Consider the following 17,691-nt stretch of genomic DNA (forward strand, 5'->3'; position numbering starts at 1 on the left):
GTGAACTATTAACGCCATTCGGTCCGAAAAAACCACAGGGAGAGATTGAATCATGGAAAGAAGTTTAACAATGGAATTAGTGCGGGTAACTGAAGCAGCTGCCCTCGCCTCAGCAAGATGGATGGGAAGAGGTAAAAAGTTAGAGGCAGACAATGCTGCCACTGAAGCAATGCGTAAAGTATTCGATACAATTCCAATGCAAGGTGTCGTTGTCATTGGTGAAGGTGAAATGGACGAAGCACCGATGCTATATATTGGCGAAGAGCTTGGCACCGGACATGGCCCAGAAGTAGACGTAGCTGTTGACCCACTTGAAGGGACAAATATTCTAGCAGCAGGTACATGGGGTGCATTTGCTGTGATCGCCATCGCTGACCATGGCAATTTATTGCATGCTCCTGATATGTATATGGAAAAAATCGCAGTTGGCCCTGAGTGTGCAGGAAAAGTTGATATTAATGCACCAGTGATTGACAATTTAAAGGCTGTTGCCAAAGCGAAAAATAAAGCTATTGAAGATGTCGTTGCCATCATTTTGAATCGTGAACGCCATGATCAAATTATTTCCGAAATTCGCGAAGCAGGTGCCCGCATTAAATTGATTAGTGACGGAGACGTTGCAGCTGCATTGAACACTGCATTTGATTTTACCGGTGTTGACATCATGTTCGGTACTGGTGGAGCGCCTGAAGGTGTGCTGGCAGCTGTTGGCTTGAAATGTCTAGGTGGAGAGCTTCAAGGCAAGCTTAAACCGCAAAATGACGAAGAGTTAAGACGATGCCATGAAATGGGGATCACTGATATAAATAAAGTGTTAATGATGGATGATCTTGTACGCGGCGATGATTGTATTTTTGCTGCGACAGGTGTAACGGATGGTGAACTATTGAAAGGTGTTCAGTTTAAAGAAGGCAGCATTGGCACAACCCAATCATTGGTTATGCGTGCCAAATCCGGAACTGTTCGCTTTATTGATGGCCGTCATAGCCTAAAAACAAAACCTAATCTAGTAATGAAATAATTAAATAGAGACTAAATGAAAAGTGAAGATTATAGAAATCAGTTGGAGTTCGTGCTTTCAGGCTTTAGGGCGTGAACTTCAACTGACATTCTTCTATTATGAAACAAAAAAACATAGAACAACTGTTTGACTTCATCGGAAAATATGGTATACTAATTCTAATAGTCTACCTCGACTGGAACTTGTTTTATATAGAGATAAATTACTACAAAATTAACTTCACGAATAAAAGTTTCACCCTTCTCTTACATTAAACTTCCTGTTTTTTAATTCCTTTTATTAATGAAAAATGATAAATGATCTTTTATAAAATAAACTAAAGAGTGGTGTAATAATGTCTGTATCTATTTCACATTTAGAAAATATGAAATTAAAGGAATTGTATGAGCTTGCCCGTGAGCTGAAAATTTCCTACTACAGCAAGTTGAACAAAAAAGAATTAATTTTTTCAATTCTGAAAGCAAGAGCTGAGCAAGATGGCTTATTGTTTATGGAAGGCGTATTGGAAATTATCCAGTCTGAGGGATTTGGATTTTTACGGCCAATCAACTATTCCCCAAGTTCGGAGGATATCTATATTTCCGCATCGCAAATCAGAAGATTTGACCTGCGAAACGGTGATAAAGTATCTGGGAAAGTTCGACCGCCAAAAGAAAATGAACGTTATTATGGGTTATTGCATGTTGAAGCTGTAAATGGGGAAGACCCAGAAACTGCGAAAGAAAGAGTACACTTTCCAGCACTAACACCTCTATATCCTGACCGCCATATGGTTCTTGAAACAGAATCCCATCATCTCTCAACAAGAATTATGGATTTACTGGCTCCAGTTGGTTTTGGTCAACGTGGTTTAATTGTTGCCCCTCCAAAAGCAGGGAAAACCGTATTATTAAAAGAGATTGCCAACAGCATTACAACCAATCATCCCGAAGCAGAATTAATCGTTTTACTAATCGACGAGCGCCCAGAGGAAGTAACCGATATTGAAAGATCCGTTGCCGGTGATGTTGTCAGCTCAACATTTGATGAGGTGCCTGAAAACCATATTAAGGTGGCAGAGCTTGTCTTAGAAAGAGCCATGCGTTTAGTAGAGCATAAAAAAGACGTTGTCATTCTTATGGATAGCATTACCCGCTTAGCGAGGGCTTATAACCTTGTTATTCCGCCAAGCGGCCGTACATTATCCGGTGGTATTGATCCGGCTGCGTTCCATCGTCCGAAGCGATTCTTTGGTGCAGCCCGCAATATCGAAGAAGGCGGAAGCTTAACGATTTTAGCAACAGCCCTCGTTGATACAGGATCAAGAATGGATGACGTGATTTACGAGGAATTCAAAGGAACAGGTAATATGGAGCTGCATCTTGACCGCAGCCTAGCAGAACGCCGTATTTTCCCTGCCATCGACATTCGTCGTTCAGGAACACGGAAAGAAGAACTGTTATTGCCGAAGAACCATTTGGATAAACTATGGGCTATTCGCAAAACAATGACAGATACTCCGGATTTTGTAGAACGATTCTTAAAGCGTTTAAGAAATACAAAAACGAACGAAGAATTCTTCCAAAAGATGGACGAGGAAATGCGTGGGGTTACTAGTAAAAGATAGTATTAATAGGGATGGATAACTATATATAAAATTCTATCAGCTGATTATTGGGACCTATCATAAAAACTTACTTTACACAATACTGATGGATTGTCCGATCACAATTGGGAACAATAATTAGCTGATGGAATATTGCAATTAGAAATGGATTCTTGCATTAAGAATGCATTCCTGTTATAATCTTGTCATGTGTGTTAAGTAACTTAAAGTTAAACTCTGTTTCCTCAGGAATCAGGGCGGAAGGAGAGATAGTCATGAAACAAGGAATTCACCCTAACTATAAAAAAGTAATGGTGACATGTGCTTGTGGAAACGAATTTGAGAGCGGATCAGTTAAGGATGCAGTGAAAGTAGAAATTTGTTCTGAATGCCATCCATTCTACACTGGACGTCAAAAATTCGCTGATGCTGGCGGCCGTGTTGATCGCTTCAAGAAAAAATACAATCTTAAGTAATATTTTTATTCAAGGATTGGCTTGTGCATAGGCATTTGACTTTGAATAATTATAATATTGTAAGGGGCTGTTTCAAAGGTGTCTTGTATCCTTGACTGGATACAGATGAATCCGCATAACGTTATGTGGTGCCTGACACATTTTGAGACAAGCCCTTTTTACTTTGAATAATGAGTGGTTAGGGAAGCATTTATCCGTGGGAATTTTTATTCCGGAAGCCGATTATTGTGACCGGGTTTGATTGGACACAAGCAGAAAAATCATGATTAGATATAATCCAAGTTTTTATACGGACAAACACGAATATAGTCACACTTCCCTGAAGTACCCAAATGTTTATTCGTGTCCGTATAAAAACTTGCTATGTATAAAAGTGATTGCAGTGTCCAATCACTTTAGGGAGCGATAATTGGCTTCCGGAATGTGAGAATTTCTAATTAAAGCTTTTGTGTAACCATTCAACATGATTTGCAAGGGGGGAAGCGCTTCATGTATGTTATGAAGCAAAGCGGTTGGATTGAAGTGATATGTGGAAGTATGTTTTCCGGAAAATCAGAGGAGTTAATCAGAAGAATACGACGGGCGGAATATGCAAAGCTGTCTGTTCAGGTGTTCAAGCCGGTCATCGATAACCGGTATAGTAAATCCTCGGTTGTCTCGCATAATGGAGCTTCTGTCATTGCAAAACCTGTTGAAAACTCCGATAGCATATTGGAACTAGTATTACCGGAAACCGATGTAATTGGCATCGATGAAGTCCAATTTTTTGATGATAAAATCGTTGAAGTCGCACAGCAATTGGCTGATAAAGGCTATCGTGTCATCTGTGCAGGGCTTGACCAGGACTTTCGCGGTGAGCCGTTTGGCTGTATGCCGGCACTGATGTCACTGGCAGAATTAGTGACAAAGCTGCAAGCGATTTGTGTTGTTTGTGGCTCACCGGCAAGCCGTACACAACGATTAATCAACGGTAAACCTGCCTCTTATGATGATCCGATTATTTTAGTGGGTGCATCAGAGTCCTATGAATCACGGTGCCGCCATTGTCATGAAGTACCGGGAAAGCCTGAAAAGGCATCCGTAGAAACGAAAACGGCGGAAATGAAAGTGGACCCATCTGTCGCAATTTAATGGATGGTGATTTTTACTTGCTATGAACTGTTTTATTTTTTGGCAACCTAATTTTACGGAGGTGTTGTCTAATGAATAAAACAGTTACTTTTTTGTTGCTGCTTATACTTACAGCCTGTGGAACGAATCAAGGTGCACAACCAACAGAAACAAGTGATGCATCAAGAGATGTCAAAGGGAATAGGGCGGTCGATGTTTCTTTCCGTGAAGGGGAAATAACCGATATTGCTGACTACAACCCGAATTTCTTGGATTTGAACACAGAAAATGAAGCACATAACAACCAGGGCGCCTATCAACAAAAACTGCGCGAAATTGTAGAAAGCTCTGATGTATTCGATGCCGGGATGATTTATATAAATGGCTACAAAGCAATAGTTAACGTTACACCAAAACGAAAGCTCTCTTACAAAGAGTTTCATGAACAACGCGGTCTTCTTCAAAATAGGTTAAGTGAAGCGGTCCCACGCTACCAAGTTGTTTTAAACGTAAATACTGATAACCAATGATCACAATGATAAAAATGCCAAGTACCACGTAAAGTTCATACAGTGCTTGGCATTTTTTGCTCATCTACTACCAACTATCCACTTGATTATACTAGGCTGCACGTACACGCCACCCAAAGATGCAATTTTAGTATAATTTTGACTAGCATTCCCGCTTATACTATAATAGAAATGTTATGGACTTACGTGAAATGTAATGTTATGGACTTATATAATGAGGTGAGTAAGCGTGTTAGATCGTTTGCAAGCGATTGAAAATCGTTATGAGAAATTAAATGAACTGCTGAGTGATCCAGCAATCATAAGTGATACAAATAAATTACGTGAATATTCGAAGGAACAGTCCGGCATTGAGGAAACTGTTCAAGCTTTTCGTGAATATAAAGATGTATTAGAGCAATTGCACGATGCGAAAGCAATGCTTGAAGAAAAGCTAGATTCAGATATGCGTGAAATGGTGAAGGAAGAGGTTTCAGAGCTTTCTGATCGTGAACAGGAGCTCTCTGAGCGGATGAGAATTTTACTTCTTCCGAAAGACCCTAACGATGATAAGAACGTTATCGTTGAAATTCGTGGTGCTGCCGGTGGGGATGAGGCTGCATTATTTGCCGGTGACCTGTACCGGATGTATACACGTTTTGCCGAATCACAAGGCTGGAAAGTTGACCTGATTGAAGCAAGCACAACCGGTATCGGCGGATACAAGGAAATCATTTTCATGGTGAACGGAAATGGTGCGTATTCAAAGATGAAATTTGAAAATGGTGCCCATCGCGTGCAGCGTGTTCCGGAAACGGAATCTGGCGGCCGTATTCATACATCAACAGCAACCGTGGCTGTATTGCCTGAGGCGGAAGAGGTTGAAGTTGAAATTCACGACAAAGATATCCGCGTCGATACCTTTGCATCAAGCGGCCCTGGTGGACAAAGCGTTAACACAACTATGTCAGCTGTACGTTTAACCCACATCCCAACTGGCACCGTTGTTTCATGTCAGGATGAAAAGTCGCAAATTAAGAACAAGGAAAAAGCGATGAAGGTACTACGTGCCCGTGTTTATGATAAATTCCAGCAGGAAGCACAGGCCGAATACGACCAAAACCGTAAATCAGCAGTTGGTACAGGGGATCGTTCCGAGCGTATTCGTACGTATAACTTCCCGCAAAACCGTGTGACAGACCACCGCATCGGTCTAACAATTCAAAAGCTTGATCAGATTTTACAAGGAAAAATTGATGAAATCATTGATGCTTTAATTTTAGACGATCAAGCGAAAAAAATGGAGCAAGCAGAGTAATGGAAACATCGTTCACGAAAATTCATGAAGCCCTCAATTGGGCTTCTTCTTTTTTAGAAAAACAAAACAGGGAAGCGTTCGCGGCAGAGCTTTTACTAAGACATCACCTGAAACTCTCCCGGGCACAGCTTTATTCTTCATTGCGCGAAGACTGGCCGAATGACGAATCAAAGGCAGCTTTTATCAACGACATCTTTAACTATGCCGAGGGCACACCTGTCCAATATTTAATCGGATACGAAGAGTTTTACGGCAGAACATTTGAAGTCAATGAGGAAGTATTGATTCCACGTCCAGAAACGGAAGAATTAATCGTAGGTGTGTTAAAAAGAAGAAAAGAACATTTTGACTCAAGTAAAAAGCTTGATGTCGTCGATATTGGAACGGGCAGCGGCATCATCGCCATCACGTTGGCGTTGGAGGATCCGAAGCTGCAAATGACGGCTACAGATATTGCAGAGGAATCACTTGAAGTTGCGAAAAGAAATGCAGGGCAGCTTGGAGTGGACAAAATCCGTTTTGTCCAGGGTGATCTGCTTACACCGTTTATTGAACGAGGCGAAACATTTGATATTGTTGTATCCAATCCGCCTTATATACCGGAAAGTGACATACCAACATTATCGGATATCGTCGTAGACCATGAGCCAATGCGCGCCTTGGTCGGCGGAGCAGATGGGCTTGACCTCTATCGTCGCTTCATGGAGCAGCTGCCATTAGTTGTAAATGACCATGCCCTTATTGCATTTGAAATTGGTGCGGGCCAGGGGGAAGCGGTTGCTGAAATGTTGCGCAATACTTTTCAGCATAAGGATGTTCAGGTTGAAATCGTCTTTGATATTAATGGTAAGGATCGGATGGTATTTGGCAGGTTTTAAAGGAAAGTGCGCGGGGTAGCCGGAATTCCGGGTAACCCCCGTCGCGCGTCCCCAATCTAGAAATCTATTAAAATATTTTTAAAAAAATTTAAATTTGCTAGTTTAAGATTTTTGCTTTTTGTCCACACTGTCTAGTGAAGGACGGTGGAGATAAAATGAAAAAACAAACACAAGCAATCATCTTTATGCTTTTAATTTTAATAGGTGCAAATTTAATTCAAATTTTTGATAGGGGTATCGTAGAGGCGGAGGGACCTGTGGTCATTCCAGATGAAGCAATTCGGTTACGGATTCTTGCTAACAGTGATTCAAGTGCAGATCAAGCGCTAAAAAGAAAAGTGCGCGATGCAGTAAATGCTGAGATTACAACATGGGTCAAGGATCTAACTTCAATTGAAGCGGCTCGAGCTTTAATCAACAGCCGTGTTCCTGAAATTGAAAAAATAGCGTACAAAGTGCTGGAAGAGGAAGGTAGCAACCAAAGTGTTCACGTTGATTTTGACCAAGTAAACTTTCCGACAAAAATTTATGGCAACTATATTTATCCGGCAGGACAGTATGAGGCCATTTTAATCACGTTAGGTGAAGGTGAAGGTGCAAATTGGTGGTGCGTGTTATTCCCACCGCTGTGTTTCTTGGATTTCTCAAACGGGGATGCTGTTAAACAAGCAGAGGAAGAGACTACAACAGCGGATGCTTCTGCTAAAGAAAAAGTGGTTGTAAAATCTTTTATCGCAGAACTATTTGAAAAGATCTTCGGCTAAAATTAATAGAATAAATAGTCATCAAATCTACTTTTTGCACATAGTTTTAAGTATCGCTAGATTACTTAAATACCGAAAAGTAGGGAGAGACTTATAATGCAAATTATTCGAAAAGCTAAATTTGAAGATATAAATAGAATTCAACAGCTGGTAGGCCAGGCAGGTTTACAAACGGACGGAATTGAACAAAATGTGGATAACTTTTTATTAATGGAAAAAGAAATTGATGGTCTGAGCGACCTAGAATCACTAATTGCTGTGGTTGGTTTCGAACTGCAAAAGCAAAACGGCTTGCTGCGCTCCTTTGTGATCAATGAAAAGTCGGACCAGTTTAATATATTGGAAATCATGCGGGCTGTCATTGATTATTCGAAAAAAAGCAGCCTGCAAAGGCTATTTTTATGCACAAAACATCACTCCTCTGTAAAACTTTTTTACATGCTCGGGTTTCAATTAGCAGATGAAACGCCAGAGGAATTAAAGCTTTTTGGACACTATAAAAATATAAATCATGAGCAGCCATTCATTATGTACTACACTTTTTGAGCACAAAAGTGTAACAATTAACAAAATCCACAGAGTTATCCACTTTTTTAAGGAATTTATCCACAATATGTGGATATTTTTGTTTATAGACGTTATTATAAAATACGAAAAATGGCGATATAGCAAAGAAGGGATCAAACGATGAACAACTTAATAACACAACATTGGGTTGTGGATAAAAATATGAAGGAATTAACAAGTAATCCACAGATTAAAGAGGCAGCCCTGTGGATTAATAAGGGTGAGGTAGTTGCATTTCCCACTGAAACGGTGTACGGACTTGGGGCAAATGCCTTGTCAGATAAGGCGATAGCGAAAATTTATGAAGCAAAAGGGCGCCCAAGTGATAATCCACTAATTGTCCACATATCCAATAAAAATCAGCTAAACAAGCTTGTGAAAAATATTCCGGATACTGCGCAAAAGCTGATGGATACCTTTTGGCCAGGCCCATTAACGATTATTTTTGAAAGTAATGGAGCAGTGTCCGAAAAAGTAACAGCTGGACTGGAAACAGTGGCTATTCGGATGCCAGACCATCCAGTTGCATTAGCTTTAATTGAAGCTTCGGCGGTTCCATTGGCGGCACCAAGTGCGAATCTTTCCGGCAAACCAAGCCCGACAAAGGCGGAGCATGTTTTACATGATTTAAATGGCAGAATTGCCGGTGTCTTGGATGGCGGTGCAACAGGTGTCGGCCTTGAATCCACCGTACTTGACTGCACAGGTACACCCCCAATGATTTTACGCCCGGGCGGCGTAACAAAAGAAGAGTTGGAAGCTGTAATTGGAGCTGTGGCTGTGGATAAAGCACTTTTACAAAAAGACCAAGCCCCTAAAGCACCGGGAATGAAATACACACACTATGCACCAAAAGCACCGCTAGTAATTGTGGATGGTTCAAAGACTTTTATCCAAAGTTTAATCGATGAACAGAGGATAAGTGGAAAAACTGTTGGTATGTTGACAACTGAAGAAAACAAAGAAAATTACCAGGCAGATCTCATCGTCACTTGTGGATATCGTGAGGATTTAAAAACAGTTGCCCACCATTTATATGACAGCCTGCGAACCTTTGACGAGGAAAAGGTGGATATCATCTATAGCGAAAGTTTTCCACAAACGGGCGTGGGTGAAGCGGTAATGAATCGGCTCACCAAAGCAGCAGGTGGCCAAATCATAAAAGAATAATGGGGATAAATGAACGCCCGGCGGATTTACTTGTAAAATCTGCTGGGTGTTTTGTTTGTGGTTTGTTTTTGGGATGGGGCCAGGTACCCGTTAAAAATTGGTCCTGTTACGTCTAAAACTTTTCGGACGTGCATATGTTATACAAGCACGTCTCTAGGGGGAAAGACGATGGGAATAACGGAAATTATCGGAGAAGTTATAACAATATCAATTATGGCAATTGCCTTAGGAATGGATGCCTTTTCGCTGGGCTTAGGAATGGGAATGATTCGCCTTGGCTTAAGGCAGGTGGCATATATAGGGGTGATCATCGGCATTTTTCATGTTATAATGCCGCTTTTAGGGATGGGCTTGGGCCGTATCATCTCCTTCCATTTCAGTGGCATTGCAACTTATATCGGTGGTGCCCTTCTATTAATTTTAGGATTGCAAATGGTTATTTCCTCATTTAAATCAGGGACTGAAACCTTTGTTACGCCAATTGGATTTGGCTTGATTCTGTTTGCATTAACAGTAAGTTTGGATAGCTTTTCGCTCGGCTTAAGCTTGGGAATATTCGGAGCGCGGACGGCGCTAACGATCTTTTTGTTTGGATTTTTCAGCATGATTCTAACCTGGGCAGGGTTGTTACTCGGTAGGAAGGTGCAGACTTGGCTTGGATCCTATGGCGAAGCACTGGGGGGCAGTATTTTATTCGCCTTTGGTTTAAAGTTGTTATTGCCGTTTTAAAGGGATAAAATATCATAATAATCTTTTAAAGCCTGATAAACGTTGATTTATCGGGTTTTTAATATTAATAAAAAAGTCAGTTACTTCCATCACAAAAACCTCACCTTTCCACTATTTTTTTCTTAATTTAGTGAAATCTTTTTGATTATTTTCACTAAAATATATTAGAAAAAATAAGATTGCTTTATAATAGTACAAGACAGTTGTTAAAATTTGCGAATGGAGGAGGAGCCGTCATGCGTAAAATTCTATTTATTTGTACGGGGAATACATGTCGAAGCCCGATGGCGGAGGCTATTTTGAAGCATAAGACGAATAACCGCTTTGAAGTGAAATCGGCGGGCATTTTTGCGCACGATGGAAGTGCAGCATCGTCGCATTCTATTGAGGTTTTAAAAAAACAATCCATTCCGATTGAACATAAATCGAAACAGCTGACGACAGAGCTCGTAGCTTGGTCTGATTTAATTTTAACGATGGGAAATAGCCATAAAGAGATCATTCAACAGCGCTATCCAAAGGCGAATGACAAAGTCTTTAGTTTAAAAGAATTTGCGTTAAATAATAAAGCTGATATTGCCGACCCCTTTGGTGGAACGCTTGAAGATTATGAACAAACGTTTAAAGAGATTGAGGAAGCGATTCATAAGCTGGTGGAAAAATTGGATGGAATTTAATGCGTACAGCCTTACAATATCCAGGCAGAGCTCGTAGTAATAAAAGTAGTATATGAACACTGGGAGGATCCTAAATGCAAAAAAGATACAAGTTTGGCTTGCGTTTGAAAGTTGTCGTTTTTATCACTATCGTCTCAATCATTACGTATTCTACAACAGGAATTTTTATTTATTTTCTAAATGACTATGTTAAAAATTTCATCCCAATAAGCGAGGAATTTTTGACAGTCCTCTCATTAGTGATGGGAATTGTGTGGTCTGGAATTATTGCCTATTTCGTTGCAGGATTGCTTTCAAAGCCATTACAGGTGTTGGAGGAGGCTGTCCACAAGGCGGCAGAAGGGGATATTCGTGAGGATGTAAAGGTATCGAAGTCTGATGATGAAATACGTGCATTAGGACTTGCTTTCAATAACATGCTACAATCTTTACGAACAATGGTTTACAATATAGAGCAAAACTTCCAAAATACGAATGACCATGTTGACCACATTTCAGAAGCGTCGAGTACAGCTGCCATCCAGGCAGAAACTATTTCCAAAACGTTGGAGGAAATTGCGAGCGGTGCAGAGCGCTCAGCCTGCGCGGTTACCGGGACTGTAGAATCCATTAACACCGTTACGGTTATTTCCCAGGAAGTTTTAAAGCACGCGTCTGACTCTCAGGAAGTATCCGCCAATATGGTTGTTTCTTTAGAAAATAGCAAAAAGGTCATTCATTCCCTAGTGGAAGGTATTGAAAAGCTTGCCAAAGACAATCAAAGTTCGTTATCGGCTGTCCAGCGGCTTGAGAAAAATGCGAAAGAAATCAACAATATTATTTCCCTAGTAGGAGATATCGCCGGTCAAACAAATTTACTCGCGTTGAATGCATCCATTGAAGCGGCACGGGCTGGAGAGCACGGCAAAGGCTTTGCGGTCGTTGCAGAGGAGGTTCGTCAGCTGGCGGATCAAAGTAGACAAGCTGTCCAAGGAATTTCCAAATTGGTTGAAAATATCCAAGAAGAAGTTAAAAGCGTTGTTTCCCAAATTCATGAGCAAGTGGATGCCGCAAATAAAAGTGCTGAAAAAGGCAATGAAACGAATGTGGCTATTCAGCAAATGACGGAATCTGTCCAGCAAATGGAAGAGGCTGTTCATCAAATTGCAATTTTTGCGGAAAAACAAATGAAGCACATCCAAGATACGTCAACACAATCTGAGGAGGTAGCGGCAATTGCTGAACAAACTTCGGCTGGATCAGAGGAAATAGCAGCGACTACAGTAGAACAGGCCGCACAAATAGATGATATTGCGAAGATTGCTGGTCAATTATCAGAGCAAGCTAGAAACTTGAAACAAACAATTAACCAATTTCGATTAGGAGGAAAATAAAATGAAAGTAGCAATCGCTTCAGATCACGGTGGTATTCATATTAGAGAGGAAATTATCAATCTATTGGAAGAGATGGGGATTGAATACCAAGACTTTGGTTGTGAATGCAGCACATCTGTAGATTACCCGGATTATGCTCTTCCTGTTGCAGAGAAGGTCGCAAGCGGCGAGTTTGACCGCGGCATTCTTGTTTGTGGGACAGGTATTGGAATGTCCATTTCTGCGAACAAGGTAAAAGGGATTCGTTGTGCATTGGTTCATGATGTGTTTAGTGCGAAGGCAACTCGCCAGCATAATGACAGCAATGTTCTTGCGATGGGGGAACGTGTAATTGGCCCTGGACTAGCAAGAGAAATTGCAAAAACATGGCTGACAACGGACTTCGAAGGCGGCCGTCATTTAAACCGCGTTAATAAAATTACAGAATACGAAAATAAATAATAGTTGTTTGTGTGGTTTCATTTAGTTCGGATTTAGGCCTGCCACCTCATATTAATTTTATTAAAAAAGATAGCAGTTGTATTAAATACCTGCTATTTTTGTACTTATGACAATCGATATACTTCACAGAAAAGGGAGTCTTCGCTATGGAGATGGATTTAGAACAAATTAAAAATCAACTACAAACCGTATTGGGTGATTTGCAAGCGGCCGCTTCGCTAACAGACGAGCACGTCCTTGTCATTGGCTGTAGCACGAGTGAAGTGATTGGTAAGCGGATTGGTACCTCTGGAACGGAAAATATTGCACAAACAATTTTCGGAGTATTTCAAAGTTTCAAGGAAAAGACAGGTGTGCAGCTGGCATTCCAATGCTGTGAGCATTTAAACCGCGCCCTTGTAGTTGAAAAAGAAACAGCTAAAAGCAAACAGCTTGAGCAAGTATCGGTTATTCCCGTCCAACATGCAGGAGGGGCAATGGCAACCTATGCTTACCACCATTTTAAAAATCCGCAGGTGGTGGAGTTCATAAAAGCCGATGCCGGGATTGATATTGGTGACACATTTATCGGTATGCATTTGAAACATGTAGCCGTACCCGTTCGCAGTAAAATAACGGAGATTGGCCAAGCACATGTAACGATGGCGCGGACAAGACCGAAGTTAATTGGCGGAGAACGAGCGGTTTATTCGGAAATAAAAGAGAATAAAACTTGCAATGGTTAATATATTTATGGTTTTTTCTTAAAAACAAATATGTTACAATGATAAACGTACGTTAATATTCGGATTTTATCAAATTTATATATATATTTTAGGAGGATTCTAATGAGTTATTTAAAATCACAAGACCAAGAAGTTTTTGAAGCGATTCAGAAGGAACTTGGTCGCCAACGCAATAAAATTGAATTAATTGCGTCAGAAAATTTCGTAAGTGAAGCAGTAATGGAGGCACAAGGTTCAGTTTTAACGAACAAATATGCAGAAGGTTATCCAGGCCGCCGCTATTATGGTGGTTGTGAATATGTCGACATCGCGGAAAATATCGCGAGAGACCGCGCAAAGCAAATTTTTGGAGCAGAGCATGTCAATGTTCAACCGCACTCAGGCGCACAAGCAAACATGGCTGTTTACTTCACTATTTTAGAACATGGGGATACAGTTCTTGGAATGAACTTATCACACGGCGGACATTTAACACACGGAAGTCCTGTAAACTTCAGCGGCGTTCAGTATAACTTTGTTGCTTATGGAGTTGACAAAGATACTCAGCAAATCGACTATGAAGATGTTTTAGCAAAAGCAAAAGAACATAAGCCAAAATTAATCGTAGCCGGTGCAAGTGCATATCCACGCGAAATTAATTTTAAAAAGTTCCGCGAAATCGCTGATGAAGTGGGCGCTTACCTAATGGTTGATATGGCTCACATTGCTGGTCTTGTTGCAGCAGGCTTGCATATGAATCCAGTGCCATACGCTGATTTTGTAACAACAACAACACATAAAACATTACGTGGGCCACGTGGCGGTATGATTTTATGTAAAGAAGAATTTGCACAAAAAATTGATAAAGCTATTTTCCCTGGTATCCAAGGTGGACCTTTAATGCACGTGATTTCAGCTAAGGCTGTTGCTTTCGGCGAAGCATTACAAGACAGCTTTAAAGAATATGCTGGGAATATTATTAAAAACGCACAACGCCTTGCAGAAGGCCTACAAAAACAAGGCTTAACATTAGTATCAGGCGGTACTGACAACCATTTATTATTAGTGGATGTGCGTAACCTAGGCTTAACAGGAAAAGTTGCTGAAAAAGCACTTGATGATGTAGGTATTACAGTTAACAAAAACACAATTCCGTACGATCCAGAAAGCCCATTTGTAACAAGTGGTGTCCGTATCGGTACAGCAGCGATTACAAGCCGCGGCTTCGGACTTGAAGAAATGGATGAAATCGCAGAAATCATCGGCTTAACTTTAAAAAATGCCGACAACGAAGAAAAACTAGCAGAAGCAGCACAGCGTGTACAAGATTTAACATCAAAATTCACACTTTATCCAGATCGTTAATATGAAACTGCAGGGGGCCCTTTTGCTGATAGCAATGGGGCTTTCTTTTTGGGCATTTCCGGGTGAGTGGTGACGGATTCCGGGTAAAGGCCGCGCATTTCCGGGTAAGTGGAGATGAATTCCGGGTAAACGCTTCAAATATCCGGGTGAAGATTAAAATACCCTTGAGTTGGCACGATGCTGGGGAACTTCGCCAGTTTTATCAACATGAAAATGGCCACAGAGCCAAATTGGTGATAAAAACTGGCTTTTATCACCACGAAAAGGAAGGGCGATAGTCTTTGCTGATGATAACCGGCTTTTATCACCACGAAAAGGAGTGGCGATAGAATTTGCTGATGATAACCAGCTTATAACATCACGAAGCGGGACGTCGAGAGTCTTTGCTGATGATAACTGGCTTATATCATCACGAAAGGGAGTGGCGATAGAATTTGCTGATGATAACCGGCTTATAACATCACGAAGCGGGACGTCGAGAGTCTTTGCTGATGATAACTTGCCTTTATCAACACGAAAAGGAGCGGCGAGCGGATTTGCTGGTGATAACTGGCTTTTATCAACACGAAAAGGAGCGGTGTGCAAATTTGCTGATGATAACTGGCTTTTATCATCACGAAGAGGAGCGGCGATAGAATTTGCTGATGATAACTTGCCTTTATCATCACGAAAACAGCCTCAGCACCCGTTTGATGGTGCAAAGGGATGTAGGCACCACACCACACCCATATTTGAAAAATTATAATATTGCCTATATTTGTTTTATAGCAAGACTTTTCCCAATTCCCTTGTCTACGTGCCCTTTTTCTTATACAATTTACTAGATAAGCACATTTCGACCAAAGTAGGCAAATTTTTTTCTATTTCAGCCAATCGGCCATCATAGAAACTGCAGAATTTGTCCAATTATGGCAACAGGGCTGCCCTTTTTGTACAAAAATGGGCAAAATACATAATGTGAATACAAGAAAAGGAGACGGTAATAGATGGGAAAAATTCATGTTTTTGATCATCCTTTAATTCAACATAAACTTACAATGATTCGCGATAAGAATACGGGTACAAAAGAGTTTCGTGAGTTAGTAGATGAAATTGCCAGCCTTATGGCATTTGAGGCTACTCGTGACCTTCCTCTAAAGGAAGTAACTGTTGAAACTCCAGTTGCAACAGCAAAGGCTAAAACGCTGGCTGGTAAAAAACTTGGCTTAATTCCTATATTGCGCGCCGGTCTAGGAATGGTTGACGGAATTTTAAAGCTGATCCCGGCTGCAAAGGTAGGCCATATTGGTTTATACCGTGACCCTGAAACACTAAAACCAGTTGAATACTATGCAAAGCTACCTTCAGACATTGAAGAGCGTGAATTTATCGTTGTTGATCCTATGCTAGCTACAGGGGGCTCAGCAGTAGCGGCCATTAATTCGCTAAAAGTGCGCGGAGCACAGCATATCAAATTAATGTGTGTTATTGCTGCACCAGAAGGCGTAGAAACTGTACAAAAGGAACACCCAGATGTTGATATCTACATTGCTGGCTTAGATGAAAAATTAAATGACCACGGCTATATTGTTCCTGGTTTAGGTGACGCTGGAGACCGTTTATTCGGAACAAAATAAAACCGAATGTTGCAATTGTTTGCGGTGCAAACGTATGTCCAGCCTAAAATAGATACCGTTGTTCAGAGAAAGTAATTGGAGTGAAAAATGATGTCAAAACGAATTAAAGTGCTAACAACCTTCGGGACAAGACCGGAAGCAATCAAAATGTGTCCGCTTGTGCTTGAACTTGAAAAGCGCCCTGATCAATTTGAATCGATCGTGGCGGTAACCGCGCAGCATCGTCAAATGCTCGATCAGGTTCTGGAGATTTTTAATGTAAAACCCGATTACGATTTAAACATAATGAAGGATCGCCAAACATTAGTGGATGTAACAACAAGAGGTCTTGAAGGTTTGGATGCGGTAATCAAAGAGGTTAAACCGGATATCGTACTCGTTCATGGCGACACAACGACCACATTTATCGCAAGCCTTGCCGCTTACTATAATCAAGTGGCGGTTGGCCATGTCGAAGCGGGCCTTAGAACGTGGAATAAATATTCGCCATTTCCGGAGGAGATGAATCGCCAACTAACAGGTGTGATGGCGGACCTGCATTTTGCGCCGACGGAGAAGGCTTTTGATAACCTAATTCAAGAGAATAAAAAAGAAGAAGCCATCTTTATCACCGGAAATACAGCGATTGACGCGTTGAAAACGACTGTAAAAGATGATTATCAAAATGAAGTTCTTGAAAAAGTGAGCAAAGGAAGACTTATGCTTGTAACGGCACATCGTCGTGAAAACCTTGGTGAGCCAATGCGCAACATGTTCCGTGCCATTCGCCGCATTGTCGATGAGTATAGCGATGTGCAGGTTGTTTATCCTGTTCATTTAAACCCAGCTGTACGTGAAATTGCCGGTGAAATCCTGGGCGGACATGAGCGTATTCACTTAATTGAGCCGCTTGATGTAATTGACTTCCATAACTTCGCAGCCCGGGCTCATTTGATTTTGACAGATTCCGGCGGCGTTCAGGAAGAAGCACCATCACTTGGGGTTCCGGTACTTGTCCTTCGGGATACAACCGAGCGTCCGGAAGGCATTGAAGCGGGTACATTGAAGCTGGCGGGTACGGAGGAAGAAACGATTTATCGCTTAGCGGCAGACCTGCTTACAGATAAAGTGGAATATGAAAAAATGGCAAAGGCTTCAAATCCATATGGAGATGGCAATGCCAGCGCGCGGATCGCGGAAGCCATGCGCTATCATTTTGGACAAATCGAACAACGCCCAGAAGCATTTTTATATAAAAAATAAAGCAAAACGAAAGGTAGCACACCAGTCTGGCATGTGCTACTTTTTTATTTAAAAAAATATTATTGTTTAAAAATGCATAGGTAGTAAAAATCACTTCTATCCGCTGCACACGCAGAAATTCCTATATCTGTTCCAGCGCAATTGA

At 41.2% G+C, this 17,691-nt stretch carries 19 protein-coding genes; all 19 read left to right on the forward strand.

Annotation, left to right across the window (positions count from 1 at the left end; translation table 11 throughout):
- The first annotated feature begins 52 nt into the window (after window positions 1-52).
- Window positions 53-1,021, forward strand: a complete 969-nt coding sequence (gene glpX, locus ACNQFZ_RS12350; RefSeq protein WP_458411649.1) for a class II fructose-bisphosphatase — start codon at window positions 53-55, stop codon at window positions 1,019-1,021.
- A gap of 334 nt (window positions 1,022-1,355) precedes the next feature.
- Window positions 1,356-2,627 (forward strand): transcription termination factor Rho, encoded by a 1,272-nt coding sequence (gene rho / locus ACNQFZ_RS12355; RefSeq protein WP_458411650.1) that lies wholly within the window; start codon window positions 1,356-1,358, stop codon window positions 2,625-2,627.
- A 254-nt stretch (window positions 2,628-2,881) separates the two neighbouring features.
- Entirely contained in the window at window positions 2,882-3,082 is a 201-nt protein-coding gene (gene rpmE, locus ACNQFZ_RS12360; RefSeq protein ID WP_458411651.1) for a 50S ribosomal protein L31, read from the forward strand.
- 489 nt (window positions 3,083-3,571) lie between these two features.
- Entirely contained in the window at window positions 3,572-4,213 is a 642-nt protein-coding gene (locus ACNQFZ_RS12365) for a thymidine kinase (RefSeq protein ID WP_458411652.1), read from the forward strand.
- Between the two features lie 71 nt (window positions 4,214-4,284).
- Complete coding sequence (locus ACNQFZ_RS12370) at window positions 4,285-4,722, forward strand: hypothetical protein (protein ID WP_458411653.1); 438 nt, start codon at window positions 4,285-4,287, stop codon at window positions 4,720-4,722.
- Window positions 4,723-4,951: 229 nt separating this feature from the next.
- On the forward strand, window positions 4,952-6,019 hold the full coding sequence (gene prfA, locus ACNQFZ_RS12375; RefSeq protein WP_458411654.1) for a peptide chain release factor 1: 1,068 nt from the start codon (window positions 4,952-4,954) through the stop codon (window positions 6,017-6,019).
- Window positions 6,019-6,897 carry a peptide chain release factor N(5)-glutamine methyltransferase gene (gene prmC / locus ACNQFZ_RS12380; RefSeq protein WP_458411655.1) on the forward strand — a complete coding sequence of 293 codons (879 nt, stop codon included), beginning with the start codon at window positions 6,019-6,021 and terminating at the stop codon, window positions 6,895-6,897. Before prfA ends, prmC begins: the two co-directional genes overlap by 1 nt.
- Window positions 6,898-7,052: 155 nt before the next feature.
- Complete coding sequence (spoIIR, locus tag ACNQFZ_RS12385) at window positions 7,053-7,661, forward strand: stage II sporulation protein R (RefSeq protein WP_458411656.1); 609 nt, start codon at window positions 7,053-7,055, stop codon at window positions 7,659-7,661.
- Window positions 7,662-7,757: 96 nt separating this feature from the next.
- Window positions 7,758-8,207, forward strand: coding sequence for a GNAT family N-acetyltransferase (locus ACNQFZ_RS12390; protein ID WP_458411657.1), 450 nt, complete (start codon window positions 7,758-7,760; stop codon window positions 8,205-8,207).
- A gap of 141 nt (window positions 8,208-8,348) precedes the next feature.
- Window positions 8,349-9,398, forward strand: a complete 1,050-nt coding sequence (locus tag ACNQFZ_RS12395; RefSeq protein WP_458411658.1) for an L-threonylcarbamoyladenylate synthase — start codon at window positions 8,349-8,351, stop codon at window positions 9,396-9,398.
- Window positions 9,399-9,566: 168 nt separating this feature from the next.
- Window positions 9,567-10,127 (forward strand): manganese efflux pump MntP, encoded by a 561-nt coding sequence (locus ACNQFZ_RS12400; protein ID WP_458411659.1) that lies wholly within the window; start codon window positions 9,567-9,569, stop codon window positions 10,125-10,127.
- A gap of 236 nt (window positions 10,128-10,363) precedes the next feature.
- The gene (locus tag ACNQFZ_RS12405) at window positions 10,364-10,804 is read left to right on the forward strand and encodes a low molecular weight protein arginine phosphatase (protein WP_458411660.1); all 441 of its coding nucleotides are present in this window, start codon (window positions 10,364-10,366) and stop codon (window positions 10,802-10,804) included.
- Window positions 10,805-10,878: 74 nt separating this feature from the next.
- Complete coding sequence (locus tag ACNQFZ_RS12410) at window positions 10,879-12,177, forward strand: methyl-accepting chemotaxis protein (protein ID WP_458411661.1); 1,299 nt, start codon at window positions 10,879-10,881, stop codon at window positions 12,175-12,177.
- A gap of 1 nt (window position 12,178) precedes the next feature.
- A complete protein-coding gene (gene rpiB, locus ACNQFZ_RS12415; protein ID WP_458411662.1) occupies window positions 12,179-12,619 on the forward strand; it encodes a ribose 5-phosphate isomerase B in 441 nt (146 codons plus the stop codon).
- A gap of 146 nt (window positions 12,620-12,765) precedes the next feature.
- Window positions 12,766-13,344, forward strand: a complete 579-nt coding sequence (locus ACNQFZ_RS12420) for a TIGR01440 family protein (RefSeq protein WP_458411663.1) — start codon at window positions 12,766-12,768, stop codon at window positions 13,342-13,344.
- Between the two features lie 102 nt (window positions 13,345-13,446).
- Window positions 13,447-14,688 (forward strand): serine hydroxymethyltransferase, encoded by a 1,242-nt coding sequence (locus tag ACNQFZ_RS12425; RefSeq protein ID WP_458411664.1) that lies wholly within the window; start codon window positions 13,447-13,449, stop codon window positions 14,686-14,688.
- A 319-nt stretch (window positions 14,689-15,007) separates the two neighbouring features.
- The gene (locus ACNQFZ_RS12430) at window positions 15,008-15,433 is read left to right on the forward strand and encodes a hypothetical protein (RefSeq protein ID WP_458411665.1); all 426 of its coding nucleotides are present in this window, start codon (window positions 15,008-15,010) and stop codon (window positions 15,431-15,433) included.
- Window positions 15,434-15,674: 241 nt separating this feature from the next.
- Entirely contained in the window at window positions 15,675-16,304 is a 630-nt protein-coding gene (gene upp, locus ACNQFZ_RS12435) for a uracil phosphoribosyltransferase (protein ID WP_458411666.1), read from the forward strand.
- A 90-nt stretch (window positions 16,305-16,394) separates the two neighbouring features.
- Window positions 16,395-17,546 carry a non-hydrolyzing UDP-N-acetylglucosamine 2-epimerase gene (gene wecB / locus ACNQFZ_RS12440; RefSeq protein ID WP_458415379.1) on the forward strand — a complete coding sequence of 384 codons (1,152 nt, stop codon included), beginning with the start codon at window positions 16,395-16,397 and terminating at the stop codon, window positions 17,544-17,546.
- Window positions 17,547-17,691: the final 145 nt, after the last annotated feature.

The organism is Schinkia acidoalkalinis (assembly GCF_054301215.1).

What these genes read in the sequence shown, in the direction of transcription:
- ACNQFZ_RS12390 (WP_458411657.1), top strand. Translation starts at nt 7,758, where the DNA reads ATGCAAATTATTCGAAAAGCTAAATTTGAAGATATAAATAGAATTCAA.
- ACNQFZ_RS12420 (WP_458411663.1), top strand. Translation starts at nt 12,766, where the DNA reads ATGGAGATGGATTTAGAACAAATTAAAAATCAACTACAAACCGTATTG.
- spoIIR (WP_458411656.1), top strand. Translation starts at nt 7,053, where the DNA reads ATGAAAAAACAAACACAAGCAATCATCTTTATGCTTTTAATTTTAATA.
- ACNQFZ_RS12405 (WP_458411660.1), top strand. Translation starts at nt 10,364, where the DNA reads ATGCGTAAAATTCTATTTATTTGTACGGGGAATACATGTCGAAGCCCG.
- ACNQFZ_RS12410 (WP_458411661.1), top strand. Translation starts at nt 10,879, where the DNA reads ATGCAAAAAAGATACAAGTTTGGCTTGCGTTTGAAAGTTGTCGTTTTT.
- wecB (WP_458415379.1), top strand. Translation starts at nt 16,395, where the DNA reads ATGTCAAAACGAATTAAAGTGCTAACAACCTTCGGGACAAGACCGGAA.
- upp (WP_458411666.1), top strand. Translation starts at nt 15,675, where the DNA reads ATGGGAAAAATTCATGTTTTTGATCATCCTTTAATTCAACATAAACTT.
- rpiB (WP_458411662.1), top strand. Translation starts at nt 12,179, where the DNA reads ATGAAAGTAGCAATCGCTTCAGATCACGGTGGTATTCATATTAGAGAG.
- prmC (WP_458411655.1), top strand. Translation starts at nt 6,019, where the DNA reads ATGGAAACATCGTTCACGAAAATTCATGAAGCCCTCAATTGGGCTTCT.
- rho (WP_458411650.1), top strand. Translation starts at nt 1,356, where the DNA reads ATGTCTGTATCTATTTCACATTTAGAAAATATGAAATTAAAGGAATTG.
- ACNQFZ_RS12425 (WP_458411664.1), top strand. Translation starts at nt 13,447, where the DNA reads ATGAGTTATTTAAAATCACAAGACCAAGAAGTTTTTGAAGCGATTCAG.
- ACNQFZ_RS12365 (WP_458411652.1), top strand. Translation starts at nt 3,572, where the DNA reads ATGTATGTTATGAAGCAAAGCGGTTGGATTGAAGTGATATGTGGAAGT.
- ACNQFZ_RS12395 (WP_458411658.1), top strand. Translation starts at nt 8,349, where the DNA reads ATGAACAACTTAATAACACAACATTGGGTTGTGGATAAAAATATGAAG.
- ACNQFZ_RS12400 (WP_458411659.1), top strand. Translation starts at nt 9,567, where the DNA reads ATGGGAATAACGGAAATTATCGGAGAAGTTATAACAATATCAATTATG.
- rpmE (WP_458411651.1), top strand. Translation starts at nt 2,882, where the DNA reads ATGAAACAAGGAATTCACCCTAACTATAAAAAAGTAATGGTGACATGT.
- ACNQFZ_RS12370 (WP_458411653.1), top strand. Translation starts at nt 4,285, where the DNA reads ATGAATAAAACAGTTACTTTTTTGTTGCTGCTTATACTTACAGCCTGT.
- glpX (WP_458411649.1), top strand. Translation starts at nt 53, where the DNA reads ATGGAAAGAAGTTTAACAATGGAATTAGTGCGGGTAACTGAAGCAGCT.